16 protein-coding genes and 2 tRNA genes are annotated in these 15,890 nt (G+C 53.3%); 7 read left to right on the plus strand and 11 right to left on the minus strand.

Annotation, left to right across the window (positions count from 1 at the left end; genetic code table 11):
• Window positions 1-646: 646 nt before the first annotated feature.
• The gene (locus CFT68_RS09445; RefSeq protein ID WP_088843187.1) at window positions 647-1,906 is read right to left on the minus strand and encodes an acyltransferase family protein; all 1,260 of its coding nucleotides are present in this window, start codon (window positions 1,904-1,906) and stop codon (window positions 647-649) included.
• A 562-nt stretch (window positions 1,907-2,468) separates the two neighbouring features.
• On the minus strand, window positions 2,469-3,572 hold the full coding sequence (locus CFT68_RS09450) for an acyltransferase family protein (RefSeq protein WP_088843188.1): 1,104 nt from the start codon (window positions 3,570-3,572) through the stop codon (window positions 2,469-2,471).
• Between the two features lie 253 nt (window positions 3,573-3,825).
• Between CFT68_RS09450 and CFT68_RS09455 the strand changes: the two genes are divergently transcribed.
• The 5 genes from CFT68_RS09455 (at window position 3,826) to CFT68_RS09475 (ending at window position 6,938) form a co-directional block, all read left to right on the plus strand.
• Complete coding sequence (locus CFT68_RS09455) at window positions 3,826-4,182, plus strand: hypothetical protein (RefSeq protein ID WP_088843189.1); 357 nt, start codon at window positions 3,826-3,828, stop codon at window positions 4,180-4,182.
• 19 nt (window positions 4,183-4,201) lie between these two features.
• The gene (locus CFT68_RS09460; RefSeq protein WP_141106505.1) at window positions 4,202-4,687 is read left to right on the plus strand and encodes a hypothetical protein; all 486 of its coding nucleotides are present in this window, start codon (window positions 4,202-4,204) and stop codon (window positions 4,685-4,687) included.
• On the plus strand, window positions 4,687-5,244 hold the full coding sequence (locus CFT68_RS09465; RefSeq protein ID WP_088843191.1) for a hypothetical protein: 558 nt from the start codon (window positions 4,687-4,689) through the stop codon (window positions 5,242-5,244). The genes CFT68_RS09460 and CFT68_RS09465 overlap by 1 nt, the downstream gene beginning before the upstream one ends.
• Window positions 5,245-5,251: 7 nt before the next feature.
• Complete coding sequence (locus CFT68_RS09470; RefSeq protein WP_088843192.1) at window positions 5,252-5,839, plus strand: hypothetical protein; 588 nt, start codon at window positions 5,252-5,254, stop codon at window positions 5,837-5,839.
• Between the two features lie 130 nt (window positions 5,840-5,969).
• Complete coding sequence (locus CFT68_RS09475; RefSeq protein WP_088843193.1) at window positions 5,970-6,938, plus strand: glycosyltransferase family 2 protein; 969 nt, start codon at window positions 5,970-5,972, stop codon at window positions 6,936-6,938.
• Window positions 6,939-7,281: 343 nt separating this feature from the next.
• On the opposite strand, the gene CFT68_RS09480 is transcribed toward CFT68_RS09475, so the two are convergent.
• Window positions 7,282-7,557, minus strand: a complete 276-nt coding sequence (locus tag CFT68_RS09480) for a hypothetical protein (RefSeq protein WP_088843194.1) — start codon at window positions 7,555-7,557, stop codon at window positions 7,282-7,284.
• A 109-nt stretch (window positions 7,558-7,666) separates the two neighbouring features.
• Between CFT68_RS09480 and CFT68_RS09485 the strand changes: the two genes are divergently transcribed.
• Window positions 7,667-8,101: a hypothetical protein gene (locus CFT68_RS09485; RefSeq protein ID WP_088843195.1), complete on the plus strand. Its 435-nt coding sequence runs from the start codon at window positions 7,667-7,669 to the stop codon at window positions 8,099-8,101.
• Window positions 8,102-8,149: 48 nt separating this feature from the next.
• On the opposite strand, the gene CFT68_RS09490 is transcribed toward CFT68_RS09485, so the two are convergent.
• The 6 genes from CFT68_RS09490 to mltG form a co-directional block, all read right to left on the minus strand.
• Entirely contained in the window at window positions 8,150-9,493 is a 1,344-nt protein-coding gene (locus tag CFT68_RS09490; protein ID WP_170934750.1) for a site-specific integrase, read from the minus strand.
• Window positions 9,494-9,721: 228 nt separating this feature from the next.
• Window positions 9,722-9,806 (minus strand) — tRNA-Ser (locus CFT68_RS09495).
• A gap of 77 nt (window positions 9,807-9,883) precedes the next feature.
• Window positions 9,884-9,970: transfer RNA gene (locus CFT68_RS09500), tRNA-Ser, on the minus strand.
• 133 nt (window positions 9,971-10,103) lie between these two features.
• Complete coding sequence (locus CFT68_RS09505; protein WP_088843197.1) at window positions 10,104-11,048, minus strand: YihY/virulence factor BrkB family protein; 945 nt, start codon at window positions 11,046-11,048, stop codon at window positions 10,104-10,106.
• 149 nt (window positions 11,049-11,197) lie between these two features.
• Window positions 11,198-11,710, minus strand: a complete 513-nt coding sequence (locus CFT68_RS09510) for an acyl-CoA thioesterase (RefSeq protein WP_088843198.1) — start codon at window positions 11,708-11,710, stop codon at window positions 11,198-11,200.
• Window positions 11,711-11,798: 88 nt separating this feature from the next.
• Window positions 11,799-12,878 (minus strand): endolytic transglycosylase MltG, encoded by a 1,080-nt coding sequence (gene mltG, locus CFT68_RS09515; RefSeq protein ID WP_088843199.1) that lies wholly within the window; start codon window positions 12,876-12,878, stop codon window positions 11,799-11,801.
• A 448-nt stretch (window positions 12,879-13,326) separates the two neighbouring features.
• Between mltG and CFT68_RS09520 the strand changes: the two genes are divergently transcribed.
• A complete protein-coding gene (locus CFT68_RS09520; protein WP_088843736.1) occupies window positions 13,327-13,956 on the plus strand; it encodes an L-threonylcarbamoyladenylate synthase in 630 nt (209 codons plus the stop codon).
• 71 nt (window positions 13,957-14,027) lie between these two features.
• On the opposite strand, the gene CFT68_RS09525 is transcribed toward CFT68_RS09520, so the two are convergent.
• Together CFT68_RS09525 and CFT68_RS09530 are read right to left on the minus strand one after the other, a co-directional pair.
• Entirely contained in the window at window positions 14,028-14,951 is a 924-nt protein-coding gene (locus CFT68_RS09525; protein ID WP_245815324.1) for a lysophospholipid acyltransferase family protein, read from the minus strand.
• Window positions 14,948-15,823, minus strand: coding sequence for a hypothetical protein (locus CFT68_RS09530; RefSeq protein WP_088843200.1), 876 nt, complete (start codon window positions 15,821-15,823; stop codon window positions 14,948-14,950). The genes CFT68_RS09525 and CFT68_RS09530 overlap by 4 nt, the downstream gene beginning before the upstream one ends.
• Window positions 15,824-15,890: the final 67 nt, after the last annotated feature.

Consider the following 15,890-nt stretch of genomic DNA (forward strand, 5'->3'; position numbering starts at 1 on the left):
TTTCGGGGGTCCCCTCCTGGGAAGCTATCAGTTGCCGAATCGTAGCCTTCAGGCCAAAATGATTCAGGGAGTTGCTTCCACGAACGAATAGGAGGAATCGTGGGCGGGTAATAGGAAGTAGCACCGAGCAACCCCGCCAGCCTGTGGCGTATTGATAACATTAACTTGTGCATTGATCTAAGATTTTATTTACCTTAGTATAGACAAAAAAATACCCATTACCCATTTATTTTTACGATACGGTTCTACTCGCCCTGCCCTATCCGGCGGGGCTATCTTTGTGAAATCCCCTTAGTTCAGCAGGTTCTGAACAACGTAAAACACTGCCACTGGCCACCCTCATACGCCGATTGCTACAAGTGAAGGCCATAACCACGTTGCGGCCTGCTCTTCTGATAAGTCGCTAACGATTGCCGGCCGCTCAAGGGCTGCTCGATACGTTGGGGAACTGTGGTTGAACAGATAGAACGCGAAGTGAATTACGCCAGGCTCCACGTAGATTTTTACCAGTTCCATTTAGAAGCCACATAGAGCCCTACAAGGGCCAATAGCGTAAGGCCTACCCAAATCAAAATCTCAGTACGTGATGTGAGCTGATCGTCATCAACCTCTGTATCTCCCCAATTTTCAAAGCTCGTAATAGCGGTTAAGTAAAGTATCGTTTGATAAAAGGTTGAATCAGTTTTTCTAGGATATAAGCTAGTCCACAGCACAAAGCTAAGTAACCAACTGCCCGAACCAACCAGGCCAGCGGTGTGCTGGAAAAAACATCTACGCGGGCAAAAACGTATAGCAAGGGCATGTGCACCAGGTACAACGCAAAGGATATTCCAGCTGCCTGTGTCAATACACCCAGTACCGCCTTTGCTTGGCGCTCTACCAAGGTGGGTAGGAAGTAAAATGCCAGCGAGGCCACGTAGCAACTGATAGGAATAGCCAGGTTGTATTGCTCCTGAGCGGACAGAGTAGAGATATAGCGAAAGGTTATCAAGGGGAGCAGCATGAGCACTCGGCTAATGATTTTCCGGCCTGGGTACTCCTTGCCTATGAACATTCCGAGAATAAACAGGCAGTATGGCAGGTAGGCAAAATCAACTGGCTCAAGGATGGTGTGCCACCAACTCATGTTTGCCGGATATTGCAACCAGCCGCCTGTCAGGGCCAGAAGTTTGCTACCTATTGTCAGGAATACATTGAAGTTTTGCAGCGACACAAAGAGTAACAGGGCGCTGAGCATCTGGCTATAGGTCGGCTGGAAGGCTGGCCTATCTTGCAGGAAGCGAGCCAGCGCAGCACCTAGTAGCCAAAAGGTGAATCCTAGCGCATAGGTCGTTAAAAAGATTACTGGAGCACCCAGCGCTAGGTTGATTAGGCCTACGAGTAGCGCCCCCAACGCTGCCCACTGGGGCGGCACCCTGAAGAAACTTAGTGGCAGGAACAGCAAGTAAAAACACACCTCTTGAGCCAAAGACCAGGAGGGGTTTAATTCCATCATAACCGGCGAAAGCGCACCCTGTAAGAGCGTAAAATGCGCTAGTTTAGTTTGCCAGCTATAAGCAGTAGTGGCCACAAACAACGTAAACAGCAGCACTACTAGGTAGATTGGGTAAAGGCGTACAGCGCGTTTCTTCAGGTAGGCTCCTATATCCGTCCTGGTGGTTATTGGCTTCGTGGAAATTTCTATGACGTACCCGCTGAGCAGAAAGAAGATGAGTACTGCAAAATGACCAGACGGCGTGAAGGAAGCTGGTCCGGAAAGTTGATAGTGGGGGCTAAGTAAGTGGTTGTAAGCTGGCAGCAGTGCGTGATGCCACACCACCACAAGAGCCGCAAAGCCCCGTAGGGCCTCTAAGTTGTAGTTAATTTTAGTTCTCGGAATTGGGATAGCATCTTGGATAGCGCTCATGCATAAAGAAGCTGGTAAGCTGCAAAACTAGCCAAAGCATTATCACCGCACTTGCCCCGCTATTCGGAGCTCCAACATGCGGGGCTTTTTATGAGCCGAATCTCGCCGACAAAGGGCATGTGCAATAAGAGTCGGGGCAAAAGGCTAATGCGCTGCTTGATGTGAACGACGCCAATTTCCCTATGGCGTGACAAGACGCAAAAAGCCCCGGCCTATAGAGGTCGGGGCTTTTTATTTTTGCCTGTTTAGAGCCTCGCAACAGGAGAATAGCGGGAGTAGCCCACTTCACTGCAGGTGATAATCCAGCCGCAACAGCCTAGCGAACGGTTAACTTCCTCTTTCGGGGGTTACCCAGTGGGAAGCTATCAGTCGCCGGATCGTAGCCTTCAGGCCACCATTCCTCTGGCAGTTCATTCCACGACGAGATTGGATAAATAGGCGGCGGGTAGTAGGGTAGTGAGTTGAATAGGCGCTTTATGCCACTAAAGAGAAACTGTAATATTCGCATAACGTGAAAGTCCAGACGCAAAGCCTGACGCACAGAGTAAGATTATCGCAAAAACTAAACTGAGTTGACACGGGAGAGTAATTCAGATGTGAATTTCGCTAGCCGTTTTCCAAGCGGCTTTTCCACGAATCTGTGAAGTAGCCAAGCTAATGCAAACATTATGATAATTGTAGTAGCAAGCACTGTGTTCTTGTTGCTTTCATTGCCCAGTCGATGGAAAATAATAAAGCCAATATCACTATGTAGCAGGTACAGTGGGTATGTTAAACTGCCGAGGGTAGCAAACCATTTGTATTGTAGAAGCAACTTATTTGGGCGTGTTGCACTATAGAAAACCCCAAATATTACTGTAATAAAAACAGCTACTACAATGGGCGAGAAAGTGTCCTTGAAGTGCATACTTAGGCCTGCTGCTTCACCTAATCCAGCTTTAAGAGAAGCCAGGAAGGCAAAGGCCAGCAGCCCATAACGCAGTAGCTTCTTGCGACTGGTAGCGGGCTTATGCAACTGATAAAAGAGAATGCCAGCGGCGAAAAAAGGCGCGTAACCAGGAAAGAATAGGGAGGGTAATGGCGCGCCATGATGTGGCAGGCCAGGCCAGATAGCATAAAGCAACCACGCCGCAATAAGGTAATCCAGGTATGCAAATAAGCGGTAGCCAATGATCAGTGAAATAAGGAAATAGAAGACAATCTCAATGCTAAGCGTCCAGTACGCGCCATCTACATGCTGTGTAATGCCCGCCAATTCATGGAACATGGTCATGTTGTAGATATATTCCAGCGGTGTGACATGCAACAATTCCCGTGCGCTCTGGCTAACTACTCCGGGCAGGAATAATAGCTTCACCAGAAAGGTCACAGTGCAGGCTATCCAAAAAGCGGGATATAGGCGGGAAATGCGCGAAATAAGAAACTGGCGAACCGTTTTGCTCTCAGCGCTCATTAGCACTACATAGCCTGAAACGATAAAGAACAACTGTACCCCTAAGTATCCATATTTTGTAATTGGAGCCAGCGACAGGAAGGGTAATGGACTGAGGTTATCTGCAGCATATGCGCGGTAGGTGTAATGATAAATCAGTACACTCGAAGCGGCCAAACAGCGTAATAAATCCAGAAAGTAGTTGTGTCTTGTTACTTGTTTAGAGGCCAGCATAGATAGAGACTGATACAGGAGGAACAAAAAGAGTAGAGCACTGCAAAACTAGGCAAAGCAGTTCTCACCGCATTCGCCCTGCTATTTAAAGCCTCGCCCCGCCCCATCCGGCGGGCTTTTTTGTGCCTTGATTAGCCGGGCAAGGGCGTGTGCAACAAGAGTCGAGGCAAAAGGCTAATGGCCTGCTAGTGTGCGGGTACCTTCGCAGAGTACACTTATCTGCTGTATCTGCTATCCGCCCATTAGCCCTTTTATGACTACCCGAACTGAACAAATAGCGGAGACAGCCGCCACCAAAGAAGGCATGAACATTCGCCTCTGGGTGCTGGCGGGCGTGGTAGCGGGGTTGCTACTCTTCGTGCAGGCCCTGATGACGTTCGTGATGACGAGCGCCGCCGCGAAGATGGACTCCTATTCCAAAGGGCTGAGTGAGGTGCTAACGGCTGTGCAGGTGATGAACGCCCGCAATGAGGCCCTGACCCAACGGGTAGCGGAACTGGAAAAAGCCAAAGCAGAAGCGAACACTGTGCATTCCAACATAGATATCCGGCTGCGCTCGGTCGAGCAGCGGGCCGCTATCCACGATCAGTACATGACGAGCAACAAATAACGGCCTACTTCTTACTCCAATGCTAAACCTTTCTTCTCGATTCTCTTCCGTGGTGTGCGCCGTGCGCCGCCTATTCCGCCGCCACAGCTGGGCCTACCTGTTCGTGATAGGGCTGGCCTCGTATCCGGTGCAGTACTATTGGCAGGTTCGCCATGCTGCCAGCCAGGGCACCAACGCTCGGGATGCCGCCGATTTGGCTGCGGCTACGGCCTCGAAAATGGTAGACCCTACCCAGGTGTTCAGCAAAATGAGCATTGCCGTGGGTGTGTTCTGCCTCATCAACCTGCTGGCGTGGTTTGCCCACAACCTGGCCACGCCCGTAGGGCCGGACTGGGCCAAAGGCGACTACCGCACCAGCAAGAACGGCTACCCGGCAACTCCTGGCTACAAGGGCACCTTCCTGGCCCTGGGCCATAAGGAGCGCCTCGATGCCTACAACCGAGAGCGGCTGTTTCAGATCATCGCCGCCGGCATCAGTGTGTGGGCTGCTTTCATGATTCAGTAATGAAGCGGCTCCTGCTCTGCCTGCTGCTACTCAGCACGCCCGTGCTGGCTCATGCCCAGCCGAGTCAGGCCCAGCAAACTATTAATGCTAAGGGTCTCATTGACTGGCTCACCGCCCGACTCTGGTTTCGGGAAACGCACGGCAACAACCGTAGCCCCGCCATCGATGCGCTGACCAAGGCCGGGGGTGGGCAGCTGGGATGGCCCTGGTGCGGCTATACCCAGCTGGCTAATCAACAGGCCAACAAGCTGCCCTTTCCAAAAGAGGCGGGGGCGGCCAGGGCGTGGTTTGTGGATAAGCTACGCACCTACTTTCTGGTGGGTCAGCGGGGTGCTCTCGATAGCCTACGGCCGGGCCATTTGGTAGGGCTGAGCTACGGTAACGGCATCAACCATGTCACGCGGGCGGTAGAAATCTTTCCACGCCTACGCAAGGGCCGGCCCCCTCGAGGAGCTTGGTGCATCGGGGGCAATGAAGGCCGCGGCACCACTGCAGGTATTCACCGCACCTATTACGCTGGGCCAGCTATCCGGGCCGCTTCCAACTACAACTACTAACGGACTTATGAAAGCTTTCCTTTGGCTGTTGCTCCTACTGTGTGGCTGCAAAGCCCTTTCCATTCCGTCGCGGGGTGTACCTGATGAGCAGGCCAGTGCAGATACACTGCACACTGACTACGTTCGGGAGAAGCCCTATAAGGCAGAGAACTACGCAGGCCAGCAACCAGCAACCCCCAGCCCCTCCCCAGTCAAGGAGAGTAAACCCAAGACAGGGGCCGGCAAAGTCATAGCCAGCGTATTTGACCGCTCTTCAGGAAAGCAGAAGATCAAGAACAGCACCATCATCTACCAGTGGGGCACGGGCAACACCGCCGCCGTGCCCACCAAGAATGAAGCGCCGGTGCAACTGGGAGAGGCCAACAAGTCTACCGATAACCGAGAGGCCGGCGCCGATGGCGGGGCCGCGGACATGGGAAAGGGCTCGAGCGCTTCGGCTGCTACCAGTGCCGAGAGTTGGTTGCGGCCCGTGCTACCGTATGCGCTGGCCCTGTTGGCGGCCTACTCTCTGCTTACTATCGGTGGGGTGCCTGGCTCGGGTTGGCTCTGGGGCCTGCTCCGAAAGGGCCGTAGTCGGGAGCCGGAAACGGGCTAGTGCGTATCTTTGCGTATCCATAACTCGCAAAAGGTGTGGATGGACACTCTACTGCAACACCTAAAGCCTCGATGTATATCGGGGCTTTTTTGTTTCTTGCTTTCTCTCAATTGGATATACATATAGGAGGATGCAGCAAGTAACGGTAAGTGTATGCACCATCACGTATAACCACGCTGACTACATTGCCCAGACCATCGAGAGCGTGCTGGCACAGACCGGACCTGGCTTGGTGGTGGAAATGGTAATAGGTGACGATGGTTCTAGCGACGGTACTCGGGAAATAATAGCTGGGTATGCTGCGCGCTACCCCCACCAGATTAAGCCCTTGTTTCACGAAAAAAACCTAGGAGCCAACGCTAATACGAGAGCATGCTTACTCGCGTGCACAGGAGAATTCATTGCAGCCCTCGAAGGCGATGACTATTGGACTGATCCCACTAAGTTGCACCGGCAGGTAGAGGCCTTGCGTGCGGCTCCGGACTGTGCTATGTGCTTTCACGACGCAGCCTTTGTGTATGAAGCCAATAGCGTGGACCGGGATAAGGAAAACTGGAAGGACAGCTTTGCTGAACAATATCCGCTCATTCTACCGGCAACAACCGAGCCCGAGCAGCCCTGCGTACGTTTTAGTCAGCAGGACATCGTGCGGCTAGGACACTTTATGCCCACGCCCTCTCTGTTGTTTCGGGCTAGCAGTATTCCCCGGCCACTGCCCGATTGGTTCCTGAAGGTATACGCGGGTGACACGACGATGCAGTTGTTAAGCACGGCCCACGGCCCAGCGCTGTACCTGCCCCGCCGTATGGCTGCTTACCGTAAGCACGCGGGTGGTCTATCACTTACTTCGCGCAGCAGCTTGAAGCGCAACATCAGTACAATTTGGCAAACTCAGCACTATCTGCGTATTTTCGATCGGAGCCTGGCCCCCTATTTTGAAAGCAGTTTAGAGCAGCTCTACTTCGAGCGCAGCTTGTTGCATCAGGGTCTGGGGCAACAAGGTAAGCGGCTGTTTTATTACGGATGTGCGCTTACCGTCAACCGTCGCGTATTTTTCGGCCATTTCAAACGCCTGGCTAGCCGGTTCTTGCAACGGTAATTAGCGGACCCAGGCCACCGCAAATGACTAGGGCTTTTTATTCCCAGTAGTGATAAAGTAAGAAGCCGAATACAATGCATAAGGCCACAGCAACATATAGTGCGCCTTTATTGATGGCACCCTTAGGGTCCTCGTTGGGGTGATGCTGCATGTAGAAAGTATAGCCTGATAGAATAGAGGGGTTATAGTATTGATTTATTTTAATATCATAAAGTAAGAAGCCCTGACTACCGCAAATGGTCAGGGCTTCATTTATTGTAGTAAAGCAGGCGGGATTATAATTAATAAAATACCTCGATTTTGAAGCATTTTATTAATCCTACCTAATCTCCCCTAGTTCACATTAGTTTCTATCCAACGCCAGGGCTCGCATGACGCAGGAGGTTACTACGCGATGACCTACGCGCTGTACTTCCTCTGGATAGGCATCGAAGTATAGATCTATCAACAGGCCAGCGGACTGAAACGGCCCTATCTGCGCCCAGTCATGCTGGCTTATTTCGATGTTCACAGTATCCTTATCCATCATGTCCCGCTGAAAAGCGAACTGGATAGGGTCAGCATTACGGTCTACTACATGGACACCAAGTAGCCACCGAGCATTTGATTCAAAACTCATTTGGTTGGGTATTTTGTGGAAGTGTGGAAAAGGTGTGAATAACTCAGCCGTAACTATTCAGACGATTGCGGCTTCTTATATTGGCGGCTCACTTATCAGCGCTCTATTCATGTCGTCTCAATACAACCTCGTAGAAGTTCCCTATTACAATGTCCAGCCTATCAAATGCGAGGTAGATGATTTTAGTCAAAACCTAGCCGTAGCAAAGCCAGCCAATCATATAGGTGGCATGAAGGTGCTTGCTCAGGCTCGGGTGATCGAATTAGATGACAAGTATCTTGCTGTTCATTTAGCTGTAGAAGGACAAGTAAAAACAAAGAGAGAGCAAGCAGATAAAGCCTTCTTCATTGCTACAACGACCACATTTATAGTGGAGCCAATGAAGTCCATACCCAGTGACTCAACGGCAGAGAAAGAAAAAGAACACGTGCGCGCAAATGCAATATCTGCCGCAATCAGCCTGACCCGTTCCCATTTGTTCGTACGCTTTCAGTTCACTCAGGGCTGGCGTGATTACATCTTGCCAATGATTTTGGTGAGGTAGTTCATCGATAAACAGGATGGAGTGCCCAAGAACGCGAATCAAGATTAGCTACTCCATTGAATCAAAACCTGCATTTCCTGTAGCTGCCGGCCCGGCCTGCCGCCACTGCTCAGGCGTGGCAGGCGTCCAGTCCACTCCATCCGTGCCGGTGGCTGCCCCTCCCCTATCCAAGCGCATGGGCGCAATGTCAAGCGGGTGGTTTCGGGTAGTTCCGAATACCCGCTCAATATCTTCGGCAATGGTCCGGTCTAGTATGCGGGCGTAAATACGCTCAGTTATGCGTACGCTCTTATGGCCTAGGATTTTGCTGACTACTTCCATCCGGACGCCCGCATTGAGTAGCAATACACCCGCTGTCTTGCGTCCTATGTGCGTGGTGAGCCGCTCCACTGACAGGCCACAGATGGCCGCCACCTCCTTTAGATGAACGTTGTATTTGGCATTGCTACGCACGGGCAGTTGCTGGCCGCATAGTGTTAGGATCCGTTCGGCTTCGGGCAGCAAGGGGACCAGGCACTCGTATGAATCCATCATCGTAGACTTTTGGCGGGTAATGCGCAGCCACCGCCGCCCATCGGTGCCACGTTCAATGTCCCGAGGCAGACGTAGGTTGCACAAATCGGCATAGGCCAGCCCAGTCCAGCACTGAAACACGAAGCACCAGGCGGCTGAGCGCAGGGCCTGTAGCTGAAACGGGTAATAGCTAATACGGCCTAGCTCATCGGTGTCCAGAAACACCAGTTCCTTATCCTTTCCCTTGCGAAACTCATAGCCGTTCATTGGGTTGGTGCGCAGAATTTCCCGGCGCACTCCCCAGAGCAACACTTGCTGCACCGCACCTAAAGATTTTTGCGCGTAGTCGTGTCCGTTGCGCTCGGCTACCCGGTGCCAGTGCACGTAGGCGTCACAGTAGTTGAGCGTGAAATTCTCAGGCCGTAGACTCAGCTCACCGCGCACCTGCAGGAATTTCGCTAAAGCCCGGCGCCGGGTGCGGTCAACGCCCAAGGTGGTGGCCGATATCTCGATACCGACCAAACCACTACGCTCCTCAATAAAGGCATCGAATAATTCCAGTAGGCTGAGCCGGCTACCGCTGGCTTCCTTATAGCGCTTCACCAGCCCCGGGGCCGTGAAGTTAATGTTGTCCCGGTTGTACTCGTTACGGTATCCCTCGAAGACATTGCGAATCCGCGTCAGCTCATTGTTGGCCAGCTGCGCCGAATCGGTGCGACCCTTCACTACTTGGGCTCCTGGATTCCAGTTCTTGGCAAAGCACTTGATAGATGTGGCAAAGGGCAGCGCTTCTACTTTATCAACGGTAACTCGGCAATAGAGCGTGCCCTCCCGGTCGGGGTGGCGCACGTTCTTGCGCAGAATGAATCGAACGAACATAGTACTTGCCATAGCCAATCGGTTTTACTAAACTGATTGGCAATTTTACTAAGGTTATTGGCGGAAGGATACACTTTTGGAGGCTGTGTAACCGTAAGTTGTTCGTGTACATGAATAGGTACACGAATCTGTTGCGCCTCTGATTGCCCAAAAACCGCGTTTACGCAGCCGTAAGGGCAAAAAAGAAGCCCCGTCAGAGGCTGACGGGGCTGCTAAGAAACCTAGATGCAGAGGAGGAGGGATTCGAACCCCCGGAAGTTTAACCTTCAACGGTTTTCAAGACCGCCGCAATCGACCACTCTGCCACTCCTCTAGTAGCGTTGCTTGCCCAAATATACTGTTCGCGACTCGAACAAAAAAAGCATTTCCCGGGCGAGAAAAAGCCTTGTGTAGAGAGGGGGGGATTCGAACCCCCGATACCCTTGCAGGTATAACGGATTTCGAATCCGTCGCATTCGACCACTCTGCCACCTCTCTGGAAGGCCCAAACGGGTGGTTTGGGATGGCAAAAGTAGTTGGCTGCATTCCTCTGTGCAAGCCTCTAGGCCACAAATTTCTTAAATTCTGGTACCTCCACTATTCCGCTTCCCTTGCAGCAACTAACAGTCAGCTACTTAGCCGTGCGTAATCTTCCCGTAACGGCATCGATGCTTACGTTGACTTCAAACCCCAGAATGAGGGTCATGCACACGAAGTCGAGCCATACCATGAAGCCGACCAGTGTGCCAATAGAGCCATAAAAATGGTTGTAGCTGTCGAAAATCTTGACGTAAAGGATAAACAGGAACGACACGAGGAAGATCAGCAATGTGGCTACAATGGCTCCTGCCGATATGAAGGGCCACTTATTATGCACTGGCGGCACGTAGTAGTACACCAGGCAGGTAGCCAGCAAAAACAGACCGATAACCGAGCCGTAACGCAACAACGTAATAAGTTGATCGGTCATGGATTCGGGCACGATTTCGTGGTACACCAGCGCATCAATGATGTAAGTACCGAAGAAGATGCCCGCCACTGAAAACAGCAGCACCGACGAAAGCACGACCGTCAGCAGCGTGGCAATGACTCGCTTGCGGACGTACGTGCGCTTTTTGAAGGATGGGTACTTCTTCTCGAAGGCATCCAGCAGGGCCATAATACCATTCGAACTCAGTACCAGAGCCGTAGCAAAACCGAACGATAGCAAGCCGCCGTGCGGAATGTTCACGATATCCTCAATGGTGCCGGAAACTGCCACGTACATTTCCCGCGGAATCAGGTCGGCTAGGAATTGTAGGATGTCTAGGTTCAGGTTCGGGACCGGGATGTAAGGAATAAGGGTGAAGAGGAAAATGATGGTTGGGAAAATGGCAATTGTGAAGTTGAAGGCCATGTAGCTGGCCCGTTTCGCTACGCCATCCAGCTTAATTTCCTGCAGCATTCTGTCTACTACATCATATACGGAAGCTCGGCCATGGTTGAAGCGCAGGCGCTTCAGAAACACTATAAAACGGCGGTAGCTACGCCGGCGGCGCACATCGGGCAGATGGTATCGGCGGACGGGCAGACGCATGGAGGATGATTTTAGTGGCCTAGAAAACCGTTTTTAAGTCCTGAGAGCTTTTGAACAAAGCAAGACGCTTGGAAGATACGGCGGTGCACCAGAGGCAGAAGCACTCGGCAGCTGCTTATTAAGCTTTGGCGAAACTACCGCGCCTAGGCCTATTCGCTGGCGTGCTCGTTGCCCTTCAGAAAAGCGGCGGGCGCCGGCGCATTTTCCGGCAGCTTTTCGGCAGGCGGCGTGAGGGGGCCGGCCTGTTCATCGTCGGTGAAGTATGGCAGGAGCTTGTTCTGGATGTCGGCCGGAATCGGGACTGGCCTACCGGTTTTCATGCTCACGAATACCATCAGGGTATGGCCCTCCGTCAGAAGCTCCTGCCCCTCGTTATAGATTTCGTACTCAAACAATATCCGCGAACCTTCGGCGGGTTGCTTCAGGAACAGGCGCACCGTCAGGAGGTCATCGTAGCGGGCGGGACGGCGGAAACGGGTCCTGATTTCGCCTACGGGCATTCCTACACCATCGGCCTCCAGATCCTTGTACCGAATACCAAGCTGGCGGAAAGCCTCCGTGCGGGCTACTTCGAAGTACGCGGCGTAATTGCCGTGGTATACGTAGCCCATTTGGTCCGTTTCGGCGTACCGAACGCGGATTTGCGTGTCGTGAGAATACATAGCAGTTGAGAGTTACCCGCTGCGAGTTACCAGTGGAGAGCGACCAGAACGAAACTGGCAACGCGCAACAGGTAACTCACAACTAAATTTACTTCATGATGCCAGCACGGCTCAGAGCGGCCTGGTAGCGACGGGCATTTACTAGGTGCTCCTGCTCATTGCGAGCGAAGGCGTGGTAGCCGCTGAAATCTTCTTTGGCGCAGAAGTACAGGTAATCGTGGCTTTCGGGGTTCAGAACGGCATCGATGCTGGCAATGCTGGGTAGGTTGATGGGGCCGGGCGGCAGGCCCGCATACTTATAGGTGTTGTAGGGCGAGTCTTTGGTAAGGTGCACGTTGAGCACACGCTTGATGGTGAAGTCGCGGTTGGCGTACACTACGGTGGGGTCGGCCTGGAGCTTCATGCCGCGCTTGAGGCGGTTGAGGTACACGCCGGCCACGCGAGGGCGCTCATCGGCGTGCTGCTGCTGCTCGGCCTCCACAATGCTGGCCAGCGTGCTTACCTGCGCCCGGGAGAGGCCTAGCTTTTGGCGCTTGGCGTCGCGGGCAGGCGTCCAGAACTTCTCGTACTCCTTCTTCATGCGCTGCATGAGGTTGTCGGCGGAGGTGTTCCAGTATAGCTCGTAGGTGTTCGGGATGAACATGGTCAGCACACTGGTAGTATCAAAGCCCAGACTTTTGGTGTAAGCGGGCGAGCGAAGCAGGGAGTCCAGGGTACGGGCCGGAATATCTACCTGGGCCGCTAGCTTATCGACCAGCTCCTGGCGCAAGCGCACAGTATTGAAAGTAAGCTGCAGCGGCGACTGAGAGCCGCTTTTGAGGATATTGATGAGCTGGCGGTTGGTAAGGCCGTCCTTCAACTCATAGTTGCCGGGCTTCACTGCCCCCGGCTTGTCGTAGTTCATCATGCGGCCTACAAAATGCAACGACATCTTATCAATAATTACTCCACTGGTATCCACGCGGTTCAGGGCCGTTTTCCAGTCGGCCCCGCGCGGAATCAGCACGTAGGTGCGCTTGCCTTTGGTTTCGACGTTGGGCGTGAAGAAAACCTGATAGAAATAGTACGAGAACGTAATCAGGATCAGGCCTAGAATGCCGGTGATGTAAGCGAATCGGTTGCGCCGCCGCGTGGCGTTGGCTTTGTAGTCGATGCGGGTTTTGGCCATGAGGCAAGCAATGGAAACGATAAGAATAGACGAGCAGCGCCCTGCCTCTGTGTCCGGACACGTTGGGGGCCGCTGTTAGAATCTCAAAAGTACAGGTTATCCGTCGCTACACCACAGCCCGGCATCTGCTGCGTTTGCTAGGCCAGTCTGGCCCGGTAGGCAGTGGCCTAGGGGGCTGCATCCCAAAACCAGCCCCCGTAGGCCAGTAGCCGTATGCGCTGTAGCTGCGGTAGTTTACTGGTGGCCTAGGCCAGCTTCTGCCGGAGCGCTATTTACAGTGGAAACCCCAGCAGAAAGCCCTCGTTTTGCGCGCTGGTTCTTTGCTAAGCGTAACTCCTCGCACACTTTTATCGAAAAGAGTAGTAGGTTTCTTTGTCTCCTTGTACATTGACCGCCCCCAATGCCCGCCGGTATTGGCCTGGGTGCTCACCAAATTCCTGTCTCGACTATGGCTGCTACGCTGCTTCGCATTCACCCCGATAATCCGCCCATGAACCGCCTGATGCAGGCCGTGGAAGTGCTTCGCAAAGGAGGTGTTATTATTTACCCCACCGATACGGTGTATGGCCTAGGCTGCGATATTCATAATGCTAAGGCAGTGGAAAAGCTCTGCCGCATCAAAGGGCTGCACCCTGACAAGGCCAACCTGTCGTTTATCTGCTCCGATCTTTCGCACATCACGGACTACGCGCACGGCATCACAACGCCCGTGTATAAAGTCCTGAAAAAGGCCCTGCCTGGCCCCTACACGTTTATTTTTGAGGCCAGCGCCAAAGCCCCACGCTATGGCGGCGTGAAGCGCAAAACGGTCGGTATTCGGGTGCCCGACAATCAGATCTGCACGAGCCTGGTACGGGAGCTGGGCAACCCCATCGTGAGCACCTCCATCCACGACGAGGATACTCTGATTGAATACAGCACCGACCCCGACCTGATCTATGAGAAATACCGCTCCCTGGTAGATCTGGTGATTGATGGTGGCTTCGGCAACAACATCGCCAGCACGGTAGTCGACTGCACCAACGAGGACTTCGACATCATCCGGCAAGGGGCCGGCGACATTGAGCAGTACTTGTAAAAACCCTGAAGTGAAAGCAGAAAGAGTGGCCTAGCAATGTGCTAGGCCACTCTTTCTGCTTTAGACTGTACTTATTGGCTTACAGGCCTTTTGTGTTTCCAGCGCCGATGCGTCCAGAGATAAAAAGCGGGCGCAGCGCGAATATCCTGCTCCAGGTGCCGCACAAATGATTCGGTGATAGGAAAGCCTTCTTTGGGCATAGGCGCATCGCCATCGTAAAGCTCCTTCAATACTAGCTCATACTGCCCCTGCCCTAGCCGCAGAATGCTCACGTGCACAACCGGGCACTGGAAACGGGCAGCCAGGCGCTCTGTGCTGGTATAGAAACCCGCTTCCTGATGCATAAACGTGGTCCAATATGGCCGGTCTTCCGGGCCGGCCGCTTGATCTGACACTAGGCTGATAGGCCTAGCCTTGTCTTTGTTTTGCACCATGTGGCGCAATGTGTCGCGCATGGGCACCAAGCCCGCGCCTGTATGCGTGCGGAGCCGGTACATGAAGTCCTCAAAAAACGGATTGCTCAAGGGCTTATAGACGCCATCGGCCCCGGTAGAAAACATTAGGGTGCCCAATGCCAGGGACCATTCCCAATTGCCCGCGTGCGAAGCCAGAATGATAACCGTGCGGCCCCGGGCAATATGACGCTCCACCACCTCGGGGTTGCGCATGCTAATGTGCTGCCGCAACTCCTGCTGCGAGGTAGTGGCCAGCTTCAGTATCTCGACCATAAGGTCGGCGAAGTGCCGATAAAACTGGTGGGCTAGCTCCTCAATAGCGGCTTCTGTTTTTTCTGGGAATGAGTTCCGCAAGTTTGTCAGGACCACTTTGCGGCGGTACCGGACTACGTAGGCCAGTAGTAGGTATAGCCCGTAGGATACTTTGTAGAGCACCGCCATAGGCAGCCTAGACAAGGCCAGCAATAGCCACTCCAGCGGGCGGTAGTACCAGGCAAACGAAGCAACGGAGGAAGCAGCAGAACGGGCAGGAGAACTCATCGGGGCATAACGGCCCCGGCAGGTGCGTAGTCGGCCGGGGTATGGCGCAGGCGGGCAGTCTGGGTGGAAAGCACCTGGCTTTTAGAATTTCGGATTTCAACAGTCAGTACATACTCGCCGGCTGGCAGCTTGCTCAGGTCCAGCTCGCCTACTATCGGCGTAGGCCTGCCTGCCAAACCATTTACAGAGCCAGTGCCCGAGGCAGCATCTTTGGTGCCACCTACAGTACGAGCCCGGTAACGCAAACTCAGGCTCTGATCAGCCGGGGCATTGTACAACTCGGAGTAAAAGTACAGTTTATCCATTCCCCGGGCGTATAGGCCACCGGGAGTGCGCGTCAGGCTAAAGCCGCTCCGGATAAAGTTGTTGGGGTCAGAAGCAGAGCGAGAGGCCGGCTTGGCCAAGAGCACCACGTCGCTGAGTATCGGTTTGGCAGAAGTGGTTTGCACCATCAAGGGAATATCTACCACGCTGGAGTTGCCGCTGCGGTATTGGTCCCGCACCTGCCCGCGCACGGTGTACGTGCCATCGGGCACCAGAATGCGCTTCTGAAAGCTGATAGGGTTTTTGATTGCTGCCGTTGTGTCACGCAGCACTGGCGGCTTCAGCGTTACGGTTTCCTGGTAGATAGCCGAGCCATCGGCCCGAATAATCTCGATAGTAACAGTAGCAGCAGCCTGAAACATCTTGGGCGCACGCCGCATATAGGTCAGTGACTGCCCCGAAACAGTAGCGTAAATCTCCACTATCCCACCTTTTACTGCCTTGTCCTCGTTGCGGAAACGCGCTATATCCAGCAGGAGCTGGGGCGGGGCCGCCTGGGTAAGTAGCGTACAGCAGGTCAGGATCAAAGTAAGGATAGCACGCATCATGTCAGCTTGTCGGGTAAGAAGTACTGGAGTTGCCTTGAAAGGGAAGCGGCAGGATAATGGTTCGGTA

The organism is Hymenobacter gelipurpurascens (assembly GCF_900187375.1).
In the GTDB taxonomy this organism is placed as follows: Bacteria; Bacteroidota; Bacteroidia; order Cytophagales; family Hymenobacteraceae; genus Hymenobacter; species Hymenobacter gelipurpurascens.